Annotated in this window: 21 protein-coding genes and 1 tRNA gene; 14 read left to right on the forward strand and 8 right to left on the reverse strand. The window is 70.3% G+C overall.

The annotated features are described in order from the left end of the window. Positions 1-23 precede the first annotated feature (23 nt). The 3 genes from araD to ACQEU1_RS37880 are packed head-to-tail and all read right to left on the reverse strand — an operon-like array spanning position 24 to position 3,263. On the reverse strand, positions 24-1,730 hold the full coding sequence (araD, locus tag ACQEU1_RS37870; RefSeq protein WP_433213139.1) for an L-arabinonate dehydratase: 1,707 nt from the start codon (positions 1,728-1,730) through the stop codon (positions 24-26). Then, positions 1,727-2,632 carry a dihydrodipicolinate synthase family protein gene (locus ACQEU1_RS37875; protein ID WP_433213142.1) on the reverse strand — a complete coding sequence of 302 codons (906 nt, stop codon included), beginning with the start codon at positions 2,630-2,632 and terminating at the stop codon, positions 1,727-1,729. Before ACQEU1_RS37875 ends, araD begins: the two co-directional genes overlap by 4 nt. Further along, positions 2,619-3,263, reverse strand: coding sequence for a GntR family transcriptional regulator (locus ACQEU1_RS37880; RefSeq protein WP_433216976.1), 645 nt, complete (start codon positions 3,261-3,263; stop codon positions 2,619-2,621). The genes ACQEU1_RS37875 and ACQEU1_RS37880 overlap by 14 nt, the downstream gene beginning before the upstream one ends. Before the next feature lie 201 nt (positions 3,264-3,464). On the opposite strand from ACQEU1_RS37880, the gene ACQEU1_RS37885 reads away from it, so the two are divergent. The 6 genes from ACQEU1_RS37885 to ACQEU1_RS37910 all read left to right on the forward strand — a co-directional run bounded on the left by ACQEU1_RS37885 (position 3,465) and on the right by ACQEU1_RS37910 (position 7,537). Beyond that, entirely contained in the window at positions 3,465-4,013 is a 549-nt protein-coding gene (locus ACQEU1_RS37885) for an anti-sigma factor (protein ID WP_433213145.1), read from the forward strand. A 116-nt stretch (positions 4,014-4,129) separates the two neighbouring features. Next, the gene (locus ACQEU1_RS37890; protein ID WP_433213148.1) at positions 4,130-4,777 is read left to right on the forward strand and encodes a GntR family transcriptional regulator; all 648 of its coding nucleotides are present in this window, start codon (positions 4,130-4,132) and stop codon (positions 4,775-4,777) included. A gap of 58 nt (positions 4,778-4,835) precedes the next feature. Next, positions 4,836-5,771, forward strand: a complete 936-nt coding sequence (locus ACQEU1_RS37895) for a DUF1996 domain-containing protein (protein ID WP_433213151.1) — start codon at positions 4,836-4,838, stop codon at positions 5,769-5,771. 121 nt (positions 5,772-5,892) lie between these two features. Next, positions 5,893-6,444, forward strand: coding sequence for a sigma-70 family RNA polymerase sigma factor (locus ACQEU1_RS37900; RefSeq protein WP_089953784.1), 552 nt, complete (start codon positions 5,893-5,895; stop codon positions 6,442-6,444). Next, the gene (locus ACQEU1_RS37905) at positions 6,441-7,148 is read left to right on the forward strand and encodes an anti-sigma factor family protein (protein ID WP_433213154.1); all 708 of its coding nucleotides are present in this window, start codon (positions 6,441-6,443) and stop codon (positions 7,146-7,148) included. Before ACQEU1_RS37900 ends, ACQEU1_RS37905 begins: the two co-directional genes overlap by 4 nt. Positions 7,149-7,198: 50 nt before the next feature. Next, a complete protein-coding gene (locus tag ACQEU1_RS37910; RefSeq protein WP_433213157.1) occupies positions 7,199-7,537 on the forward strand; it encodes a hypothetical protein in 339 nt (112 codons plus the stop codon). 34 nt (positions 7,538-7,571) lie between these two features. Here the strand turns inward: ACQEU1_RS37910 and ACQEU1_RS37915 are convergent, their stop codons facing one another. Beyond that, a complete protein-coding gene (locus tag ACQEU1_RS37915; RefSeq protein WP_433213160.1) occupies positions 7,572-8,516 on the reverse strand; it encodes a zinc-binding dehydrogenase in 945 nt (314 codons plus the stop codon). 80 nt (positions 8,517-8,596) lie between these two features. Here ACQEU1_RS37915 and ACQEU1_RS37920 point away from each other — a divergent pair, with 80 nt between their 5' ends. Together ACQEU1_RS37920 and ACQEU1_RS37925 are read left to right on the forward strand one after the other, a co-directional pair. Continuing rightward, positions 8,597-10,414: a penicillin acylase family protein gene (locus ACQEU1_RS37920; RefSeq protein WP_433213163.1), complete on the forward strand. Its 1,818-nt coding sequence runs from the start codon at positions 8,597-8,599 to the stop codon at positions 10,412-10,414. A gap of 55 nt (positions 10,415-10,469) precedes the next feature. Further along, positions 10,470-11,258 carry an oxygenase MpaB family protein gene (locus ACQEU1_RS37925; protein WP_433213166.1) on the forward strand — a complete coding sequence of 263 codons (789 nt, stop codon included), beginning with the start codon at positions 10,470-10,472 and terminating at the stop codon, positions 11,256-11,258. On the opposite strand, the gene ACQEU1_RS37930 is transcribed toward ACQEU1_RS37925, so the two are convergent. From ACQEU1_RS37930 to ACQEU1_RS37945, 4 genes are all read right to left on the reverse strand, one after another. Further along, entirely contained in the window at positions 11,233-12,621 is a 1,389-nt protein-coding gene (locus ACQEU1_RS37930) for an aminobutyraldehyde dehydrogenase (protein WP_433213169.1), read from the reverse strand. The genes ACQEU1_RS37925 and ACQEU1_RS37930 overlap by 26 nt on opposite strands. After that, on the reverse strand, positions 12,618-14,234 hold the full coding sequence (locus ACQEU1_RS37935) for a thiamine pyrophosphate-binding protein (RefSeq protein WP_433216979.1): 1,617 nt from the start codon (positions 14,232-14,234) through the stop codon (positions 12,618-12,620). Before ACQEU1_RS37935 ends, ACQEU1_RS37930 begins: the two co-directional genes overlap by 4 nt. A gap of 86 nt (positions 14,235-14,320) precedes the next feature. Then, complete coding sequence (gene speB, locus ACQEU1_RS37940; RefSeq protein WP_433213172.1) at positions 14,321-15,259, reverse strand: agmatinase; 939 nt, start codon at positions 15,257-15,259, stop codon at positions 14,321-14,323. Beyond that, complete coding sequence (locus ACQEU1_RS37945; protein WP_433213175.1) at positions 15,256-16,680, reverse strand: sodium:solute symporter; 1,425 nt, start codon at positions 16,678-16,680, stop codon at positions 15,256-15,258. The genes speB and ACQEU1_RS37945 overlap by 4 nt, the downstream gene beginning before the upstream one ends. Before the next feature lie 115 nt (positions 16,681-16,795). Between ACQEU1_RS37945 and ACQEU1_RS37950 the strand changes: the two genes are divergently transcribed. From ACQEU1_RS37950 to argS, 6 genes are all read left to right on the forward strand, one after another. Continuing rightward, complete coding sequence (locus ACQEU1_RS37950) at positions 16,796-18,103, forward strand: PucR family transcriptional regulator (RefSeq protein ID WP_433213178.1); 1,308 nt, start codon at positions 16,796-16,798, stop codon at positions 18,101-18,103. Positions 18,104-18,247: 144 nt separating this feature from the next. Then, a tRNA-Glu gene (locus ACQEU1_RS37955) sits at positions 18,248-18,319 on the forward strand. A 119-nt stretch (positions 18,320-18,438) separates the two neighbouring features. Further along, on the forward strand, positions 18,439-19,101 hold the full coding sequence (locus tag ACQEU1_RS37960; RefSeq protein ID WP_433213181.1) for an SAM-dependent methyltransferase: 663 nt from the start codon (positions 18,439-18,441) through the stop codon (positions 19,099-19,101). A 66-nt stretch (positions 19,102-19,167) separates the two neighbouring features. Then, complete coding sequence (locus ACQEU1_RS37965) at positions 19,168-19,818, forward strand: DUF4383 domain-containing protein (RefSeq protein ID WP_433213184.1); 651 nt, start codon at positions 19,168-19,170, stop codon at positions 19,816-19,818. A gap of 73 nt (positions 19,819-19,891) precedes the next feature. Then, positions 19,892-20,572: a M50 family metallopeptidase gene (locus ACQEU1_RS37970; RefSeq protein ID WP_433213187.1), complete on the forward strand. Its 681-nt coding sequence runs from the start codon at positions 19,892-19,894 to the stop codon at positions 20,570-20,572. 61 nt (positions 20,573-20,633) lie between these two features. Next, a complete protein-coding gene (gene argS / locus ACQEU1_RS37975) occupies positions 20,634-22,367 on the forward strand; it encodes an arginine--tRNA ligase (RefSeq protein ID WP_433213190.1) in 1,734 nt (577 codons plus the stop codon). The last annotated feature ends 183 nt before the right edge of the window (positions 22,368-22,550 follow it).

Here is a 22,550-nt window from a genome sequence, read left to right on the forward strand (position 1 = left end):
CGCAACCTGCTGAGCCCTCCGCACTAGTGCGCGTTCGGTTCGGGGTTGTGCCCCGGCCGTGACAGGAACTCGAAGTCGCAGCCCTCGTCGGCCTGCGTGATGTGCTCGTAGTAAAAAGCGCCGTACCCGCGTTCGAACTTCGGCGGCGGCGATGTCCACGCGTCCCGGCGCCGCGCCATCTCCTCGTCGGAGATCTCTACGCGCAACACCCGCGCCTCGACGTCCAGCGTCACGAGGTCGCCGTCGCGCACCAACGCCAGCGGCCCGCCGATGTGCGCCTCCGGTGCGACGTGCAGAACGCAAGCACCGTAAGAAGTTCCGCTCATCCGCGCGTCCGACACGCGCACCATGTCCCGGACGCCCTCGCGCAGCAGCTTGTCCGGGATCGGCAGCATCCCGTATTCCGGCATGCCGGGCCCGCCCTTGGGTCCGCCACCGGCCAGCACGATCACCGAGTCCTTCGTGACGTCCAGCGACGGCGAGTTGATCCGTGCCTGCAGGTCCTTGTAGCCGTGGAAGACCACGGCGGGCCCGGTGTGCCGCCACAGCGCGGGATCAGCCGCCACGTACTTGATCACCGCCCCGTCGGGAGCCAGGTTGCCCCGCAGCACAGCCAGCCCACCCTCGGCGGAAATCGGGTCGTCCAGGGCACGGATCACCGCGGAGTCGTACACCTCGGCGCCTTCGAGGTCCTCGCCGAACGTCCGGCCGGTGACCGTGATCCGCTTGAGGTGCAACGACTCCCGCAACCGCGACAGCAACCCCCGCAGCCCGCCCGCGTAGTAGAAGTCCTCCATCAGGTGCGACCCGGCGGGCTGCACCGACGCCAGCACAGGCACTTCCCGCGACAACCGGTCGAAGTCGTCCAAAGACAGGGGGATCTGCGACCGCCCGGCCATCGCGATCAGGTGGATGTACGAGTTCGTGGACCCGCCCAGCGCCAGCACGGTCCGGATCGCGTCCTCGTACGCCTCCGCGGACAGCACGTCGCCGATCGTCAGCCCTTCACGCACCATCTCGACCGCGCGCATCCCGGATGCCGCCGCCATCCGGTGGTGCGCCGAGTCGACGGCCGGAATCGAGGACGCCCCTGGCAACGTCAGCCCGAGCGCCTCGGCCGCGGCGGTCATCGTCGACGCCGTGCCCATCGTCATGCACGTGCCGGGGGAGCGGGCCAGCCCGGACTGGATCTCCGACCAGTCACCCGACGAGATCGTGCCCGCGCGCTTCTCGTCCCAGAACCGCCACATGTCCGTGCCGGACGCGAGGTGCTCGCCCCGCCAGTGCCCGCGCAGCATCGGCCCGGCCGGCACGAACACCGTGGGCAGTCCAGCGGAAGCCGCCCCCATCAGCAACGCGGGAGTCGTCTTGTCGCAGCCGCCCATCAGCACGCACCCGTCGACCGGGTAGGACCGCAGGATCTCCTCGGTCTCCATCGACAGCATGTTCCGGTACAGCATCGGCGTCGGCTTCTGGTACGTCTCCGACAGCGTGGACACGGGGAACTCCAGGGGAAAGCCGCCCGCCTCCCACACCCCGCGCTCGACCTGCCCGGCCCGTTCCCGCAGGTGCATGTGGCACGGGTTGATCCCGCTCCACGTGTTGAGGATCGCGATCACCGGCTTGCCGAGGTGCTCGGACGCGTTCAGGCCGAGCTGCCGCATGCGCGCGTTGTGCGAGAACGCCCGCAACCCCTCACCCTCGAACCACTCCGCGCTGCGCAACCTCACAGCAGACTCCACGAGTTCAGCAGCACGCCCACGGCGGACCGATCGGCCTCGGACAGCACCGAGGCGGGCGGCCGCACGTCCCGCCGGCACAACCCCAGCTGTGCCAACGCTTCCTTCACCACCGACACGTTGTTCGCGGACTCACCGGCGGCCCGCAGCTCCTCGAACCCGCGGAGGAACTCCCAGAACTCCATCGCCGCACCGAACTCACCCGCCCGCAGGCACCGGAACATCTGCACCGACAACTGCGGTGCCACGTTCGCGAGGCCCGAGGTGAACCCGGACGCCCCGACCGCGAAGTACCCCGGCGCGGACAGCTCGGCGAGCCCGGCGATCCACGTCAGCCGTTCCAGTCCGGCGTCGCGCGCCACCGACGCGAACCGCACCGGGTCCGGCACCGCGTACTTCACCCCGACGACGTTCGGGCACGCGTCGGCCAGAGCCGCGATCTGCGCGCCACCGATCCGCGGGTTCCGCACGTACAGCACGACGCTCAGCTCGGGCACCGCGGCAGCGACGGCCCGGTGGTAGTCCACCCAGCCGTCCAGCGACACGTACGGGTGCACCGGCTGGTGGATCATGATCCCGGACGCCCCCGCCCGGTCGGCGAACCGCGCCCCGGCCACGGCGGACGCCACGTCGTGCCCCACCCCGGCGACCACGGACGCCCGGTCCCCGACGGTGTCGACGGTGATCTCCACGGCGCGTTCGGTCTCGGCCGCGGACAACGTGTAGAACTCGCTCGTGTTGCCGTTCGGCGTGACGACCGAGATCCCGCCCTCGGCCATCCGGTCCAGCACGGCCGCGTAGCTCTTCTCGTCCACGGCCCCGTCGGCGTCGAACGGCGTGACGGTGATCGCCACGACGGACGCCAGCTGCTCGGTCAGGTCATCGAACGACATCGGGAAGCTCCTCGGCGAGCCGGTCGGCGAACGTGCGGAGGTGGCGGCGCAGCAGATCGGCCGCGGCCTCGCCGTGGCCCTCCTCGGCGGTGGTGAGGATCGCCCGGTGCTCGGCGTCCTCGGCCTCCCACGTCGGGCGCAGCCCCCAGCCGGCGGCGGTGACGAGCGCGGCCTGGTCGTGCAGGCCGTCCAGGATGCGGATCATCAACGGGTTGCCGCAGCCCGCGTACAACGCGCGGTGGAACCGGCGGTTCGCGAGGTTGCGCACCGCCAGGTCCTCGGTGTCGTCCAGCGCGGCCCTGGCCTCGGCGAAGTCGGCGCCACGGGCAACGGCCCTGCTCAGCGCCTCGGGTTCCAGCAAGAGCCGCACGTCGTAGACGGACGTGACCAGCTCGGCGTCGACCGTGCGGACCGTCGCCCCCTTGTACGGGCTCATCACGACGAGCCCCGACCCGGCGAGCGTCTTGAGCGCCTCGCGCACGGGCGTCTTCGAGACGGCGAGAGACGAGGCGAGATCACTTTCGACGAGAGCCTGACCCGGCCTCAGTTTTCCATAAAGAATCGCTTCTTTGATCGATTCCAGAACAAAGTCGGTGCGGGACGCCGGAAGGGCTCCAGCCCGGTCATACATCATATATGAGAGCGTAGGAGCAGGTAGAAGGCTCGTCAACCGTCTTGTGTGTGCTGCGCAACGTCCCTGTATCTGCGTTGAACCAACTTCCTCGACGGCTCGTTTTGAAGGTGTTGGTCACCGCTGCCCGCGGGACTGGAGAAGGAGAAATTTGAGTGCATCGTTCCGCGTAACCGTGTCCATAGCCGCGTCCGCCAGCGCATGGCACCGAACGTCCTGGGCACCAACGAGTTGAACGAGAACGACATGCTGATGGAAGAACTGCCACCGGAGGCCGCGCTCGACGGGCCTCCACCCGACATGGACCACCTGTTGCAACGCACGCTCGGGACGGTCCGCCAAGAGAGACATCAGGCCGTGCGCCGCCGTGGGCGCATCACGGCCCTGTCGTCGACCCTGATGGTCGCCGGCGTCCTCGCCGGGGGCGTCTGGATGGGCCAGGGCATGGGGGTCGGCGGCACCACCGACGCGGTCCTGCAGGGGACCTCGGCGGCGGGCGCGCACATGGCCGTGCAGGTCACCGACACCGAGGGCGGGCTGAGGCTCGTCGCCACCGTCGCCGGGATGCAGGACGGGGAAGCCTGCTGGCTGGTCGTGCACACGAAGGACGGCCGGACCTTCACCGCCGGCTCGTGGAGGGCGCACGACGGTGAGGTCACGCTGAACGGGTCCGCGCTGGTGCGGGCAGGGGACGTCGCCGGGGTCAGCGTCGTCAACCACGACCGCCTTCCGCTGGTGACCGCGAAGTAGCGGCGTGGCCCCGCCGCCCCGCCGCCACGCCCCGGAAAGCCGGGGTCGGTCCTCGGCCGGGCATTCGCTCGGCCGAGTGATTTGACCCCCTGCGTGGCCGATGTCAACATTCGGACATGCCCCCTCCCGCCGTCCGGCCCGTCGCCCGCCGCGGTGTCGCGGGCGAGGCCGCCGACCGGATCAGGGACGCCATCCTGGCCGGTGAGCTGGCCGCCGGCACCGCGCTGAAAGAGGTCGAGCTCGCGAGCGTGCTGGGCGTGAGCCGCGGGTCCGTGCGCGAGGGCCTGGTCGTGCTGGAGAGCGAGGGCCTCGTCGTCTCCGAGTGGCACCGCGGCACGTGGGTGCGCGAGCTGACGCCCGAGGACGTCGACGAGCTCTACACCCTGCGGACCTCGCTGGACGTCCTCGCGATGCGCACCGCGGCCGCGAAGGCGCCCGATCTCGGCCCGGTCGACGAGGTCGTCAGGGCAATGAAAGATGCCCGCACGGACGCCGAACGGGTCGCTCTCGACATGCGGTTCCACGACGCCGTCTACGCTGCGACCGGGCACCGGCGGCTCCGCGAGGCGTGGCGGGCGATCCGCTGCCAGGTGCACCTCTTCCTGCTCGCGAGGGTCGCCGACGACCCCACCTACCAGGACCTCGTCGTTCCGGAGCACGCCGGTCTCGCGGCCGTGCTGCGCGCGGGCGACCCGGTCGCGGCGGGGTGTGCGGCGGAGGAACACCTGCGCGGGTCGTACGTGAAACTGGTGGAGAAGCGGTGACCGGTCGTATTGAGACAGGGCACTTTGGTTCGCCCGATCGGATTGGCAGGCTGTAACCGTGGCCCGGAACAAACCGGCGACCGTGGCGGTCGCGGTGGTGGCCGTCCTCGTGGTCGTGGGTTCGGCGGTCTTGCTGCGCGGCACCTCGAACGGCGCGCCGTCCGCCGAGCACTACGTGAGCGAACTCGACCAGGTGATCACCGAACCGAAGACGCCGAACGTCGTGATCAGGTGCGGTGTCAACGAGGAACGCCACCTCAACGCGGACAACCCGGTCGTCTCGCCCGGCATCCCGTTCGGCGCGCACCACACGCACGAGTACGTCGGCAACCGCTCCGCGGACGCGATGTCGACCGACGAGTCCCTCGCGGCCGCGACCACGACGTGCGAGAACGACGACCTCTCCACCTACTACTGGCCGGTGCTGCGGCTGACCGACGGCGCGGGCCACGACGCGCACGCCGACGGCGGCGGCCTGCACGGCAACACCGGCGAGGTGCTCGCCCCGAAGAGCGTCGAGATCCGCTACGACGGCAGCCCCACGAGCGACGTGCTGCCGATGCCGAGGTTCCTGCGGCTCATCACCGGCGACCCGGCCGCGTTCACCAACGACTACGGCCCGAACACGCGCGCCCGCTGGGGCTGCTCGGACCGGCCCGGCCGGTACACGACGAAGTACCCGCTCTGTGGAAGCGCGACCACCTTGCGCACCTACGACTTCGGCAGCTGCTGGGACGGCAACAACAAGGACAGCGCCTCGCACCGCACGCACGTCGTGTTCCCGCTGGCCGGGGGCAACTGCCCGGCGAAGACCTTTCCCATCCCGCGGCTGCACGTCACCGTGGGCTACGACATCCCCGCAGGTAGGCCGTTCGCGATCGACTCCTTCAAGGAGGAGCTGCGGGACCCGGCGACCGACCACGGGATGGCCATCAACGCCATGCCGGAGGCGCGCATGGCGGAGCTGGTCGGGTACCTCAACCGGTCCCGCTAACATCCGGCGTCTCTTTTTAGTTGAAACCCGTTGAACCGAAGCTCTCTGCCGCTCGTGTGACGGCTGAGGTCTTGAACAGGACGCCCGCACGAGGTGTTCGCGGGCGGGGAGGAGTGGGTGGATGGCGGCTTTGTTCTCCCGCAAACGGGAGACCGCGGCCGACGAGGCGCTGATCCGATCGCTCTACGAGGAGCACGGTCGGGCTCTGCTGGCCTACGCGACGCGGTTGACCGGTGATCGGGCGGCTGCCGAGGACGTGGTCCAGGAGACCCTGGTCCGAGCGTGGCGCCATCCCGACGCCCTCGTGAACGGCAAGGGATCGGTGCGCGGTTGGTTGCTGACCGTGGCGCGCAACATCGTCACGGACCGTGTGCGTGCGAAGGCGGCACGCCCGCAGGAGGTGGCCGAGTCCCCGGCGACGCCCCCCATCGAGCGCGACCACGCTGACCAGGTGGTTGACTCGGTGGTGGTGCTCGAAGCGCTCGACCGGCTCTCTTCCGACCACCGCGACGTGCTGATGGAGATCTACTTCCGAGGCCGGAGCGTGACGGAGGCGGCGGAGGCGCTGGGAGTGCCACCTGGCACAGTGAAGTCGAGATCGTATTACGCGTTGCGAGCCTTGAGGGAGACCTTCGGAGGTCAGAAGGTCGCACTGAAGGGGGTGGCTGGATGACGACGCAGCACGACCCGCAGCTGCTCGGTGCTTACGTTCTCGGAGCACTCGACGAGCAGGAGGTGCGCGAGATGGACGAGCACCTGGCGTCCTGCCCCGAATGCACGCGTGAACTCGGCGAGCTCCGCGACATGGAGGCGTTCCTCGGCGAGGTGCCTCCGGAGTTCGCGATGGACGGCCCGCCCGAGGGCGGTGACCTGCTGTTGCAGCGCACGCTCCGCCAGGTGCGCACGGAACGGGGCGGCGTCGCGAAACGCCGTCAGTTCGCGCTCGGTGCCGCGGCGGCCGTGGTGGCCGCGGTGGTGCTCGGAGCCGGAGTCTTCGTCGGCAAGGCCACGTCGCCCGATGCGACCACGGCCCTTCCCACTCCGACGGTGGCACCGGACCCGAGTGGCACGAAGCTCGCCACGTTCACCGACCCGGCGACCAAGGCGTCGATGACCGTGAAGGTCGTCCCCGCCGCCGGCTGGGTGCGGACGAACATGGCGATCAGCGGCATCCCCGAGGGCGAGAAGTGCCGGATCTTCGTCGTGGCGAAGGACGGCAGCCGCCAGGAGGCCGGCTCGTGGGTGGTGTCCAAGAAGGGCGCCGCCGAGGGCACGAACCTGGACGGATCAGCGCTCGTCGCCCCCGCGGACGTGAAGTCCGTGGTGGTCGAGAACTTCGACGGCAAGAAGTTCGTCGAGGTGCCGGTCCAGGCGTGATCACGGGAAATGGGGCCGTCCTCCCGGGACGGCCCCATTGTCTTCTTCCCATGTCCTCTCACCTGTTCGTCGGCGACCACTGCTGGAACCAGTCCGGTGGCACCGTGCGCTGGGCGCTCGAGGTGATCGCCGACCACCTGACGCACCCCGAGGCCGTCGCCGAGCTGAGAGGGTTCTCCGTCGGCCTGATCTTCGTGGAGGACTTCGGGCGCAGCTTCGGCCCCGAGGTCGCCGAGCAGATCGTGGAGATCATCCGCACGAGGATCCGCCCGGCGGCGCAGGCCGAACCGGAGGGTGCGGCGCGCGACTACACCGTGCGGGTCGCGGACGAGCTCGTCGAGATGGCGAACCAGTGGCGCGGCTTCGCGATCGAGGCCGGCGAAGCGTGATCGCGAGTCCGTCCTTTCGGGACGGCCCCTTCTCTCACGGCCTGAGCACGACCTTGCCCGCGGTGGCCCTGGACTCCAGCGCCTCGTGCGCCTTCGCGGCGTCCGCGAGCGCGAACGGCGGGTGCACCGCCGGCACGAACCGGCCGCTCGCCAGCCCCTCCATCGACTCGTCCTCCAGCGCGCGCAACCCGCGCCGCATCAGGTTCGGTCCCAACGCGACAGTCGCGGTGAGACTGTTGGCGAACAACGCCTCGGTGCTGATCGGCGTCGAGCTCCCCGACGCCCAGCCGTAGATGATCTGCCGGCCACCCGGCCCGAGTGTTCCGAGAGCCTGCGCGCCCGCCTCGCCGCCCACCCCGTCCAGCACGACCGTCATGTCCTTGAGCCCGTCCGCCCAACCCGGCCGGGTGTAGTCGATGGCGGCGTCGGCGCCGTTGTCCATCACCAGGTCGAGCTTGCCGGCGCTCGCGAGTCCGACGACCCGCGCGCCGACGTTGCGCGCCTCCTGCACGAACAACGTCCCCATGCCCCCGGCCGCGGACAGCACGAGCACGACGTCGTCCTCGGTGAGCTTGGCCGCGTCGAGCACCCCTACGACCGTGCGCCCGGTGCCGATCATCGCGACCGCCGCCTCGAACGACACGGCGTCGGGCAGCGCGTGCAGCGCGCCGACGTTCGCCACCGCGAGTTCCGAGTAGCCGCCGCCCGCCGTGCCGAGGTGCGCGACGACCCGGCGGCCGAGCCAGTCCGGTGCCACGTCCTGGCCGAGTGCCGTGACGACACCGGCCACCTCGCGGCCCGGCGTTGTCGGGAACTCGACGGGCCCGAACGCGCCCTTGCGGATGGTGGTGTCGACGAGGTGGACGCCGGCGGCGGCCACGGTGACGCGGACCTGGCCCGCCGTGGGCTCCGGGTCGGGGACCTCTTCGAAGAGCAGGTTCTCCGCCGGGCCGAACTCGTACTGCCGAATCGCGAACATGCGGCTGACGCTACGAACTCCACCTAACTGGAGGTCAATCGAGTGGCGGGTAGTGGCACGAGTGTGTTAAAAACACAGTTGTGTGGAAAACCGTCATCGCGAGCCTGCTCCTGGTCACCTCGGCGCCCGTGGCGTCGGCGGCCGGACCCGAGCAGGTGCCGCACGTCGTCGCGGCGCATCACCGCGGCCTGGGGGACGGCATCGGGTACGGGCAGGCGAAGGCGCACCTCTGCGACCTCGCGAAGCTGTTCACCGACTTCGCCGCCGATCCCCAGTTCAGGGACCTGGAACGCCGGAAGGTGGTCGAGGGGATCGTCGCCCAGCCCCCGCCGATCGGCCCGACGAAGCAGGTCCGCGACCTGTTCGCCGGGTACGTGCAGGGCTACAACCGTTACGTGGCGCGGAATCCGGGCTGTGGCGCGCGGCCGATCACCGAGGCCGAGCTCTACCGGTTCAACCACGTGGCGTTCAACGAGGGCGTCTTCCGGGCGTACGAAGGCATCTGGCCGTCGCCGCCCGAGGAGGTGAAGGAGCGGGGCAGCAACACGATCGCCGTTGGTTCGAGGGGTACCAGCGGAGGTCGTGGCGTGCTGCTGGGGAACCCGCACGTGCCGTGGCGCGGCATGGTGTCGTTCTGGCACGCCCGGCTCACCATCCCGGGCGAGGTCGACGTCGACGGCGTCACCGTGCTCGGCATCCCGGTCGTGTTCAACGGCTACAACCGCGGCGTCGCGTGGTCGGCCACGGTGTCGACGGCGTCGAGCTACACGCTCACGAAGCTGGAGCTGGTCGACCGGCACACCTACCTGGTCGACGGGAAGCCGGAGAAGATGATCGACCGCGGCACGCACTGGGACACCCGCTACGGCCCGGTCACCAGGCTGCTCCGCACCAACCCGCACCTCACCGGCCACGAGATGACGCCGCTGCCGTGGACCGGCACCGAGGCCTACGCCGTCACCGACCTCGCGGCGGACCGGCTGGCGACGCTGAACTCGGCCGCGACCTTCCTGGAGGCGCGCACCACCGCCGACCTCAAGGCGGGGCTGGACCGGTTCGGCGGCACGGTGCGCACCAACATCGTCGCGGCCGACCGGCGCGGGCAGACGCTCTACGCCGGCATCCAGGTGGTGCCGGACGTGCGCGGCGACTGCGTGGTGGACCACGAGTTCCTGCGCCGCACCGGTGTCGCGATCGTCGACGGCACGCGGTCGGCCTGCCGGGCAGGGTTGCTGCCGGTGGACAGGATGCCGTGGGTCGAGAGCGACACCTACGCCACGAACTCCAACTCGTCGCACGCCTTCGCGCGTGCCGACAAGCCGCTGACCGGGTTCCCGCCGGTGTTCGGCGACGAGACCATCGCGAACCTGCGCACCGAGTTCGGACTGCGGGAGATTCCACGTCACCTGGGCCGGTTCGACGCGGCGGTGATGCGGAACCTGGTGCTGGAGAACAGGAACACCGCCGCCGAGAAGTACCTCGACTCGATGCCCTGCGCCCGCCCGGAGTGCGAGATCCTGCGGAAGTGGGACCGCCGCAACGAGACCGGCAGCGTGGGAGCGCTCCTGTTCGACCAGTGGTTCGCGGCCGGGGGCACCGAGAAGGCGTTCGACGAGGTGGTCGCGCGGCTCGGGCCGAGGATCCACCAGCCGTTGGGGGAGAACCAGTACGTGGTGCGGGACGGGAGGAAGATCCCGCTGCACGGCGGGCCCGGTTCGTCCGGCGTCTACAACCTGATCAACATGGACCGGGAGAAGCAGGAGGTCAGCGACGGGTCGAGCTTCGTCTTCGCCGTCGAGTACACGGATCGGGTCTGCCCGACCGCGTACACGCTGATGGCACCGAAGCGGCCGGACCTCTACGGCGCGAAGAAATGGCAACGGGGCGCGCTTTGCTAATCCTTTCGGGGTAAGGATCTTCAGCGCGCCCGGCACTCACGGAATGATCATGGGCGTGACGCTGGGACCTGAGTCGGTGACGTGGCGGCTCGGCTGGTACACCCGGTTCGAGCTGGTGGTGCTGGGCCGCGCGGTGCTCATGCAGGTCGCGCACCCGGTCATCGCGGCCGCCGTGCGCGACGGCTACCGCGCGGACCCGTTCGCGCGCCTGACGAGGACGATCACGTCGTCGCAGCTGCGCCTCTTCGGCGGTGAGCTGGCGGACGAGGAGGCGGACCGGCTGCTGCGGTCGCACGCGTCGATCCCCGGCGCGGACGAGGAGCTGTTCCGCTGGGTGCACGCCACCAGCTTCGACTCGCTGCTCACCGCGTACCGGTTGCTGCGCCCCAGGATGCCGGCGATCCGCGAGGAACGACTGTACCGGGAGTGGCGGGAGACGGGACGGACGCTCGGCATCCGTTCCATGCCGAGCGACCTCACCGCGTTGCGCGAGTACCTCGACGACGTGATCGCCACCCAGCTCATGCCGACCGACGGCGTGGACGGCCTGCTGGAGGCGTTCGAGCTGCGGACCGGGAAGGCGCCGGGCGCGGAGCACGTGCCCAGCGCGTTGTGGCCGTTGGTGCGGCCCGTCGCGGCGCAGGTGCTGCCGGACTTCGCCGTCGGGACGCTGCCGGAGGCGTTGCGGGACAAGCTCGGTCTGGAGTGGACGGACCGGGACGACCGCAGGCTGCGCCGGTGGATCCGCGCGATCCGGGTGGTCTCCGCGGTCGTCCCGGCGAGCCTGCTGCACTACCCCGTGCCGTACCAGGCGATGCTCAGTGCGCGATCATCACGTGCTTGACGCGCGTGTAGTCCTCCAGGCCGTGCATCGACAGGTCCTTGCCGTAGCCTGACGCGCCGAAACCGCCGTGCGGCATCTCGGACGCCACCGCGCCGTGCGTGTTGACCCAGACGATGCCGAAGTCGAGCCGGCCTGTCAGCACGGCCGCCCGGCTGGTGTCGCGGGTCCAGACCGACGACGCAAGCCCTTGCGGCACACCGTTGGCGAGCGCGATCGCCTCGTCGTCGTCCGCGAACGGCTGCACGGTGATCAGCGGCGCGAACGCCTCCTCCTGCACCAGCTCGTCGTCCTGGCCCAGTCCCGAGATCACCGTGGGCTCCAGGAAGAAGCCCGCGGTCCCGTGCCTCTTGCCGCCACAGTGGACGGTGGCGGACGACCGGGACAGCAGTCCCAGCACGCGGTCCAGCTGCGCCTGGCTGTTGAGCGGGCCGAAGTCCGTGCCGGGAACGGTCGCGGACGCCACCTTCACCAGCGCCGCCACGAACTCGTCGTGCACGGCGGAGTGCACCAGCACGCGGCTCGCGGCCGTGCAGTCCTGGCCCGCGTTGTAGAAGGCGGCACCGACGACGCCCTCCGCGGCCTTGGCCACGTCCACGTCGTCGAACACCAGCACCGGCGCGTTGCCACCGAGCTCGAGGTGCGTGCGCTTCACCGTCGCGGCGGCACTGCGCGCCACCTCGACCCCGGCCCGCGTCGACCCGGTCAGCGACACCATCGCGGGCACGGGGTGCTCGACCAGCAGCCGTCCGGTGTCGCGGTCGCCCAGCACGACGTTGAACACGCCGTGCGGCAACACCCGAGCCGCGAGCGACGCGAGCAGCACCGTGGACGACGGCGTGGTGTCGGCGGGCTTGAGCACCACGGTGTTGCCCGCGGCCAGAGCGGGCGCGATCTTCCACACCGCCATCATCAGCGGGTAGTTCCACGGCGTGATCTGCGCGATCACCCCGACGGCCTCCCGCCGCTGGTACGACGTGTGGCCGGCGATGTACTCCCCGGCGGCGGCCGTGCCGAGCGCGCGCGCGGCACCGGCGAAGAACCGGATCTGGTCCACGCACTGCGGGATCTCCTCGTCCAGCAGCACCGACCGGATCTTGCCGGTCTCGCGCACCTCGGCGTCCGCCACCTGCTCGGCGTTGGCCTCCAGCAGGTCCGCGAGCTTCAGCAACGCCTGCTGCCGTTCGCCCGGCGTCGTGCGCGACCACCGCGGAAACGCTTGCGCGGCCGCCTGGACGGCGGCGTCGACCTCGGCCCCGCGCGAGACGACGGCACGGCCGAACTCCTCGCCGGTGCGCGGATCGATGAGCGGAGAGGTCTCCTCGGCACTCGCGGAGGTGCCGTTGACGAGGTTCTCGACGATCACGTGTGCTCCAGGTGCGTGGGGGCGAACATGCGCAACACCGCGGGCAGCACGACGACGTGCGGGCCGTCCGAGGCGAACGCCTTGGCCAGATCCTCGCGCAACGACTCGGGCGTGCCGCGGGTGGCGGGCACCCCGAACGCGCCGGCGAGCGCGACGAAGTCCGGCCTGGCCAGCTCGGTGGCGGTGGCCTGGCCGAACGCGTCGGTCATGTACTCGCGCAGGATGCCGTAGCCGCCGTCGTCGACGATCAGCCACACCACCCGCGACCCGTGCTGCGCGGCCGTCGCGAGCTCGGAGATCCCGTACATCGCGCCGCCGTCGCCGGACACCGCGAGCACCGGACCGTCCACGGCGGCCGCGACCCCGAGCGCGGCGGGGAACCCGTAGCCGAGCCCGCCCGCGCCCTGCGCGGTGAACTGCGCGCCACCCCGCGGGTCCCACGCCGACCAGGCCCAGTAGGCCAGGATCGTCATGTCCCAGCAGGTCGGCGTGCCGTCCGGCACGGCCTCGCGGACAGCGTTCAGCACCTGCCACTCCAGGTCGAGGTGCTGCCCCGCCAACCGTTCCCGAACGCTCGCGAGCAGCCCGAGCACCCGTTCCTCGGCCATCCCGTCGGCGGGTTTCGGTGTTGTCGCCGCGGCCAACGCGCGCAGGGCGTGCGCGGCGTCGGCGTGGATGGCGAGCGCGGGGTAGTTCGACTCCAGCTTGCCGAGGTCGGCCTCGACCTGGACCACCGCGCCGCGCGGCGCGAACGTCCGGTAGTTGCTGGACAGCTCACCCAGCCCCGAGCCGACGACGAGCAGCACGTCCGCGCCGGCGAGGAACTCGGTGGTGTGCCAGTCCTCCAGCCACGACTGCGCCGACAGCGGGTGCTCCCACGGGAAGTTCCCCTTGCCGCCGAACGTGGTCACGACCGGCGCCCGCAGCTGCTCGGCCAGCTCCAGCAGCTCGGCACGGGCGTGCAGCGCGCCACCCCCGGCGAGGATCACCGGCCGTTCGGCGCCGTCGAGCAGCCTGGCGGCCTCCGCGACCAGCTCGGCACGCGGGTGCAGCGCCCGAGGCGACCACTCGATCGACGTCACGGGCGGCACACCGGCCGGCCCGAGCAACACGTCCTGGGGGATCTCCACCCACACCGGCCCGTACGGTGCGGTCAGCGCGACCTCCCACGCCTCGGCCAGCGCGGACGGGATCTGCGACGCGTGCCGCACGACCCGTGCGTGCTTCACGACGTCGCGGAACGAGGCCAGCTGGTCCGTCAGCTCGTGCAGGTAGCCGCCCCGCACCCCGCCGAGCCCGGCACGCGGGATCTGCGACGAGATGCCCAGCACCGGCGCCGACGCGGCCGCCGACTCCTGCAGGCCCGCCAGGGTCTGGAGCGCGCCCGGACCGGTCGACACCAGCAGCGGGGTCACCTCGCCGGTGACGCGGGCGTGGCCGTCGGCGGCGAACGCGGCGTTGACCTCGGTCCGCGAGCCGACGTAGCGCAGGCCGGAGCGGCGCAGCGCGTCGAAGAGGCCCAGCGCGTGCTGGCCGGGGATGCCGAACACCGTGCGGGCGCCGAGCGCTTCGAGGGTCTCGACGACGACGTCGCCACCGTTCCGCTCGCGCAGCCGCCCCCCATCGGCTGCCGCCACGTTCACGCGCTCTTCGCTGCTCGCCTCCGCGCTCAACTGCCCTCCACCACTCGCATCCTCGCTCACTTCCCCTCCTTCAACGCCAGCAAGCTCACCAGGTCGTAGGCCAGGTGCGAGGCCGCCACCGACGTGATGTCCGAGTGGTCGTACGCCGGCGCCACCTCCACCACGTCGGCGCCCACGAGGTTCAGCCCCCGCAGCCCGCGCACGATCTCCAGCAGCTCCCGCGACGTCATCCCGCCCGCCTCGGGCGTCCCGGTGCCGGGTGCGTGCGCGGGGTCCAGCACGTCGATGTCGATCGACACGTACAGCGGCCGCGAACCGATCCGCTGCCGCAGCGCGTCCACCGTCTCGTCCACGCCGCGCCGCATCACGTCCGACGACGTGACGATGCCGAAGCCGAGCCGCCGGTCGTCCTCCAGGTCCTTCTTGCCGTACAGCGGTCCGCGCGTGCCGACGTGCGAGATCGCCTCGGTGTCGAGGATGCCGTCCTCGACCGCGCGCCGGAACGGGGTGCCGTGTGTGTACGGCTCGTCGAAGTAGGTGTCCCACGTGTCGAGGTGCGCGTCGAAGTGCAGCAGCGCCACCGGTCCGTGGATGCGCGACACGGCTCGCAGCAACGGCAGCGCGATCGTGTGGTCGCCGCCGATCGTCACCAGCCTGGTGCCGCCTGCCTGCAGGTCGGTGGCCGCGCCCTCGATCGTCTCGATGGCGTCGCCGATGTGGAACGGGTTCACGGTGATGTCGCCCGCGTCCACGACCTGGAGGCGTTCGAACGGCGCCACGTCCAGGCCGGGGTTGTACGGGCGCAGCAGCCGCGAAGCCTCCCGCACGGCCGAGGGCGCGAACCGCGCGCCCGGCCGGTACGAGACGCCGGTGTCGAACGGGACTCCCACCACCGCGACGTCCGCGTGCGCCACCTGGTCGAGGCGCGGCAGCCGGGCGAAGGTCGCCGGGCCCGCGTAGCGCGGGACCTGCGAGGAGTCGACGGGGCCGATCATGCTTTCACCAGTTCCTCTTCTTCTTCGGTCGCCTCGCCCGCCACCCGGCGCTCCCAGTGCGCGAGCACGGCCGGATCGGTCGCGGGCGTGGCCAGACTGACGATCACGTACGTCACGAACGACGCGCCGAGGCTCCAGTAGATGGGCGAGTCGGCGAGCACACCGTCGACCACCATGAACGTGATCGACGTGAGAGCACCGACGGCCATCGACACCATCGCACCGATCCGCGTGCCGCGCTTCCACACCAGACCGCCGATGATCGCCACCAGCAGGCCGCCGACCAGGATGTTGTAGGCGACGGTCAACGCCGCGACGACGTCGTTGAGGATCACCGCGATGCCGATGGCGATGATGCCGAGCACCAGCGTGAACATCCGGTTCGAGTGGACGTCGGTCCTGCGCCGCCAGATGTCGTTGGCGGCCACGGTCGAACATGCGATCAACGCACCGGACGACGTGGACATCATCGCCGCCAACGCGGCGGCCAGCACGAGTCCGCGCACACCGGTCGGCAGCAGGTTCTCGACGATCACCGCGAACGCCTCGTCCTTGTTCGCGATGTTCGGGTACAACGCCTTGCCGGCCGTGCCGATCAACGCGCCCGCGACGGCGTAGACCAGGCAGTACAGCCCGGACGTGACGCCACCCCAGGTCGCGACCTTCGGCGACTTCGCGGTGAACACCCGCTGCCAGATGTCCTGGCCGATCAGCAGACCGAACACGTAGATCAACAGGAACGTGATGATCGTGCCGACGCCGATGTTGCCGATGTCGAACATCGCCGGATCATCGAGCCGCTCCTTCATCCCGTCGAACCCGCCCGCGGCGGCGATCGAGACCGGGAGCAGCAGGAACAGGATGCCGATCGTCTTGATGACGAACTGGACGATGTCGGTCAGCGTGATCGACCACATGCCGCCGAGAACGCTGTACAGCACCACGATCGAGCCGCCGATGATCACGCCCAGGGTCTTCGGCAGTCCGAAGAGGACGTTGAAGATGGTCGAGTAGGCGATCGTCGACGTGACGGTCAACATCAACGTGTACGCCCACATGACCGCGCCGGAGATCAACGACGAGTTGCCGCCGTAGCGGAGGTCGAGCATCTGACTGACGGTGTAGACCTTCAACTTGACGATCCGGCGCGCGAACAACGCGCTGAGCAACAGGATGCCCAGCCCGATCGCGAACACCATCCAGGCGCCGGAGATGCCGAACCTGTAGCCGAGCCCGACCCCGCCGATGGTCGACGCGCCCCCGAGCACGACCGCCGACATGGTGCCGGAGTACATGCCGAACCCGAGCCGCCGCCCGGCGACCAGGTACTCGCTCTTGCTGGTGGCGCGGCGCATGCCCCACCAGCCCATGCCGATCATGCCGAGCACGTAGGCGGCGATCACCGCGTAGTCGAGAGCCACTGCCGACCTCCTTGGGGTTGCAGGTCACAGTAGGAATCCGGGGTGGCGCCGGTAAGAGGTCGTTCTGCACAATCCTGGACTTGTGGTTGTGCAAACCGTCCCGCTGCGAGCCTTGGTGACGCGAGCCGAACTGGGCCTGACCGTCCTGTGTGGAGCCGACGCCCTGGACCGCCCGATCCGCTGGGCGCACGTGTCCGAACTGGAGGACCCGACCCCGTACCTGGTCGGCGAGGAGCTCCTCCTCACCGCCGGCGTGCGCCTGCCGTCGGACGTGCCCGCCTACGTGGCGGGTCTCGTGTCGTCGGGCGCCTCCGCGATCGGCTTCGGCGTCGAACCGGAGTTCCCGGAGGTCCCGTCGTCGCTGGTGCACGCCTGCGCCGCCCAGGGCATGCCGCTGCTGGAGGTGCCGCCGACGACCCCGTTCCTCGCGGTCTCGCAGGCCTTCGCCGCCCTGCTGGCGGAGATCGCCGTGCGCGAGCAGCGCATGCTCGCCGACAGCCAGCGCGCCCTCACCAGGGCCGCCACCCGAGTCCGCCCGGTGGAGGCGGTCCTCTCGACCCTCGCCGCCGTCCTGGACTGCCGCGCCGACCTGGTGGACGACGCCGCGGCCCCCGCCGACGTCGCCTCCCTGGTGCGCCGGGTGTCGTCGGGCCGGGGCCCTCGGTCGGCCTCGGCCCAGGTGGGCGAGGACCACGTGACGCTCGACCCGGTGGGGTCCGCGGTGCTCGTGGTGCGCCGCGCCACGCCCCTGTCGGCCGCCGAACGGGCCGTGGTCGCGGTGGCGCTCGCGCTGCTCGGCCTGCTGCGCCGGGACGTGGAGAGCGAACGCGGCCGGCTCGCCCGGCTCGCGGCGTCGGCGTTGCTGCGGCAGGAGGTCTCCGGACTTGAGGGGGTGACGGGACCTGGCCCCTATCGAGTGGTGGCGGGGGAGTCGCGGGCGGACTACGACGTGCTGGCGCAGCGCTACGGCCCACTGGTGGCCGAGGAAGGCGACGGGTTCCTCGCGCTGGTCGCCGCCGGGGTGGAGATCGCCGGCCCGGTAGGAGTCGCCCCGCTGCCAGGTCTCCACCGCACGGACCTCGACGCCGCCGCTGCCGAGGCAAGCGCTCTCCTGAGCCGCGCTCAGGCGACCGGCGAGCCCGCCCTCCCGGCCTCCGACCTGGCCTCCCTCGTCGATCCCGCGGCCGCGAAAGCGTTCGCCCGCCGCGAGCTCGCGCCCCTGCTGAACCGGCCCGACCTGATCGACACCCTGAGGGCCTGGCTCGGGCAGCACGGCAGCTGGGAGGGGGCCGCGGCCGTGCTGAAGGTGCACCGCAACAGCGTTCGGCACCGAATTTCTCACGCCGAGCGGCTCCTCGATCGTGATCTTGGAACGGCCGACGCGCGCACCAGGCTGTGGCTCGCGCTCACGTGGCTCGATTAATTGCTTTGCGCACTCCGCGCGCCGCACGTCATCATTGTTCCATGATTCGAGCAGATGAATGGGCCGGAGCGCCCTCCAAGCTCTGACCAGCAAGTTCACTTTCTACTATTTCTTACGAGCATTTGTGCATCAATGCTCGTGTCTGGCGTGTTCGTCTAGTGGTCAGGACGCTGGACTCTCAATCCGGAAACACGGGTTCGATCCCCGTACGCGCTACGTGGCCCGGTCTTCGTGGGGTGGGCCGGGCCCTCCCGCACAGTGGTCCATGTCAGACGGACCCAAAGAATCTTCGAAAACTTCGCCCGAATGGTCTAGGCGCCAGTTACGCTCTGCGAATGGCTGCGGTCCCCGCCTTCGCACGCTACGAGGTCGACGTACGTCGGCCGAACGCCGCACGGATCCATGACTTCTATCTCGGTGGCGCGCACAACTACGCCGCCGACCGCGCGTTCGCCAAGCAGGCCGTGCGGATCGATCCGGAGCTGCCGCTCGTGACCCGGGCGCAGCGCACGTTCCTCCGTCACGCCGTCCGCCACTGCTGGGCGTCCGGCGTGCGCCAGTTCCTCGACCTCGGTTCGGGCATCCCGACGTGCGGTGCCACGCACCAGACGCTGCCCGACGCGCGTGTGGTCTACGTGGACTCCGACCCGGTGACGGTCGCGTTCTCCCGTGGACTGCTGCGCGGCGAACCGCGGGCGTGCGCGATCGAGGCCGATCTGCGTCGTCCCGACCAAGTGCTCCGGCATCCGGGCGTGCTGTCGCATCTGGACCTGCGCGAGCCGTACGCCGTGTTGATGGTCGACGTCCTCAGGTACGTCGACGACACGACGAGCCCTGGACGCGTGGTCAGACGCTATCGGCACGCATTGCCCGCGGGCGGGTTCCTCGTCGTGTCGCACCCGCAGCCCGTTGAGCAATTGATGGAAGGTCTGCAGATCGAAGCGCCGGCCGTCGTGCCGGGCGCGTACGCGAGCATCGGGCGCAAGGCCAGCGGCTGACGCGTTTGGTCCTTGTGAAGCAGGGGTAGTCCGCCGGGCGAGTAGAAACGGAGCCTGGAGGGCGACATGACCCACCGCATCAAGGTCGCCGGTCTGCAGCCGGTGCAGGTGCTGGCCGGACTGGCCGGCATCGCGTTCATCGTGTTCGGCGTCGTGGGTTTCACCCGCACAGGAGTCGGCGACTGGGCCGCCCAGTCGTTCGTGCTCGGGTTCTCCGTGAACCCGTTGCACAACCTGGTGATGGTGGCCGTCGGCGTGCTCGGCCTGCTCACCGCGCTCGGCTCGGGCACGGCCCGCCTGTACGGCTGGCTGCTGTTCGCGGGCTTCGGCGCGCTCTTCGTGTGGGACCTGATGATCACGGGGATCCTCGCCCGCAACCCGGCGCAGGAGTACGGCAACCCGCTGGCCGTCAACGCGAACGACAACTGGCTGCACCTCGGTCTCGCCCTGTTCGGCCTGCTGCTCGCGGTCATGCCCGCGCGCCGCAAGCTGGTCGAGGACGAGGTCCCGGTCGTGCCGGAGCCGCGTTCGGAGGCGTTCCGCGACGAGCGCGACGACACCCCGCGCGTCGAGCAGGTGGACCCGGCCGTCAGCACCCGGTCCGGCAACGCCATCACCGAACCGCTTCCCACGCACCACCGGGAGCCGGTCACGCAGGAGCAGGCGGTCGTCGACCCCAAGACCGAACGCGTGAGCAAGGACAAGATCAAGCACTGAAGCCCCTGTCCGGTGCGGACGCGCCGTGAGAGCCCACATGCGGCTCTCACGGCGCGTCTGTTTCGATGTCGCGATGCCTGAGGACTTGCTGACCCACGAGGTGCTCATCACGTGGGGAACGGCGGCCGCCGCGTTCCTGGCCGTCGCGCTGCACGGGATCTGGCGGGTCACCCGCAACGTCATCACCATCGCCCACGAGGGCGGCCACGCCCTGCTGGCCGTGCTGACCGGACGGCGCCTCAGCGGCATCAAGCTGCACTCCGACACGTCCGGCCTCACCGTCTCGCGCGGCAAGCCCCGCGGCCCCGGCATGGTGCTCACCGCGCTGGCCGGCTACGTCGCCCCGTCGCTGCTCGGCTTCGGCGCCGCCGTGCTCATCACCACCGAGCAGATCCAGCTGATGCTCTGGATCAGCATCGGGTTCCTCGCCGCCATGCTCATCATGATCCGCAACGTCTTCGGCGTGCTGTCGATCATCATCACCGGCGGCGTCTTCTTCTACGTCTCCTTCTACGCCTCGCTGGAGGTCAGGGACGCGGCCGCGTACGTCTTCGCCTGGTTCCTGTTGCTGGGCGGCGTGCGGCCGGTGTGGGAGCTCCAGGTCAAGCGGTGGCGCCGGCAGGCCCCGAGGTCCGACGCCGACCAGCTCGCCTGGCTCACCGGGGTGCCCGCGCTGGGCTGGGTGACGTTCTTCGGCCTGGTGAGCCTCGCCTCGCTGGTGGGCGGGGGAGCGCTGCTGCTCGGGCGGTGGTGAAGAAGCGTTTTGCCACGGGTGAAATACTGAGGTGAACAAGCCGTGGTGAGAGGTGGGTTCAGTGCTGCGTGGGGATGTCGGGCTGGAACTGGGCCAGCGGGTCGCGCAGGCGCTGCGCGTCGCCCTGGACGTGGACATCACCGCCGAGGAAGCGCTGATCCGACCGTCCAACCGAGACGGTGCCGACTACCAGTGCAACGTCGCGATGAGCCTCGCCAAGAAGGTGGGCCGCAACCCGCGCGAGGTCGCGACGCTGATCGTCGAGCACCTCGACGCGGCCGACGCGATCGAGCCGCCGGAGATCGCCGGACCGGGCTTCATCAACCTGAAGCTCAAGCGCTCGTGGCTGGAGACCGAGGCCGCAGGACTCCTGGCCGACGACCGGCTCGGCGTGCCGCGGACCGGCGAGCCGCGCCGCATCGCGATCGACTACAGCAGCCCCAACGTGGCCAAGGAGATGCACGTCGGCCACCTGCGCTCGACGATCATCGGCGACGCGTTCTGCCGGCTGCTCACGTTCGCGGGCCACGAGGTCATCCCGCACAACCACCTCGGTGACTGGGGCACCCCGTTCGGCATGCTCATCGAGCACCTGACCGACGAGGGCCACGGCGCCGACCACGAGATCAGCGACCTCAACGCGTTCTACCAGCAGGCCAGGCAGAAGTTCGACAACGAACCGGGCTTCGCCGACCGCGCGCGCCGCCGGGTCGTGCTGCTGCAGGGCGGCGACGAGGCCACGCTCAAGCTGTGGCACGAGCTCGTCGGCGAGTCCCAGCGCCACTTCAACGAGGTCTACCACCTGCTCGAGATCGGCCTGTCCGCCGACGACAACTACGGCGAGAGCTTCTACAACCCGTACCTCGCCGACACGATCACCGAGCTCCAGTCCAAGGGCCTCATCGAGACCAGCGACGGCGCCCTCTGCGTCTTCCCGCCCGGTTTCACCAACCGCGAGGGCGACCGCCTCCCGCTCATCGTCCGCAAGAGCGACGGCGGCTACGGCTACGCCACCACGGACTTCGCGACCGTCCGCTACTGGGTGCGCGACCGCAAGGTCGACGAGCTGATCTACGTCGTCGGCACCCCGCAGGCCCAGCACTTCCAGATGATCTTCGCCACCTCGAAGCAGGCGGGCTGGCTGGACGACGCGCACACCGCCGTCCACACCGGCTTCGGCACGATCCTCGGCAGCGACGGCAAGACCATCCGCACCCGCGCCGGCGGCACGATCAAACTCATCGACCTCCTCACCGAGGCCGTCGAGAACTCCTACAAGGTCATGCCGGAGACGTCCGAAGTGGAGGGTGAGGAGAAGGACGCGCTCGCCCGCACCATCGGCCTCGGCGCCGTGAAGTACGCGGACCTCTCCAACGACCGCGAGAAGGACTACGTCTTCACCTGGGAGAAGATGCTCGCCACCACCGGCGACACGTCGGTGTACATCCAGTACGCCAACGCCCGCATCCTCTCCATCGGCCGCAAGGTGGGCCGCGAGGCCCCGCAGGACGCACCCCTGGTCCTGCAGGAGCAGGCCGAACGCGACCTGGCGCTGAAGCTGCTCCAGCTGCCCGCGGCCATCCAGGCCGCGATCGACGAGCTGGCCCCGCACAAGCTCACCGGCTACCTGTTCGAGACCGCCACGGCGTTCTCGACGTTCTACAACAACTGCCCGGTGGCGACCGCCGAGTCGCAGGAGCTCCAGGACTCGCGCCTGCACCTGCTCACGCTCACGTCGCGGGTGCTGACGCTGGGCCTGTCGCTGCTCGGCATCGGCGCCCCCGAAAGGCTCTGAGCCCAGGCCCGGTCCGGGGTCCGCGGAACGCTGCGGGCCCTGCTGAGTCGTCCGGCAGGGGAGGCGAGGCGTTCTTCCCACTCACCGCCGCGCAAGCGGTATCGGTGACGTGCCCGCTCGACCCGGTCCCGACCTCTTCGCCGCGAAGCGGCGACCACCGGGCCGCGCCCGTCGAAGTCTTTG

This window comes from Lentzea sp. CA-135723 (genome assembly GCF_050936595.1).
Taxonomy (GTDB): Bacteria; Actinomycetota; Actinomycetes; order Mycobacteriales; family Pseudonocardiaceae; genus Lentzea.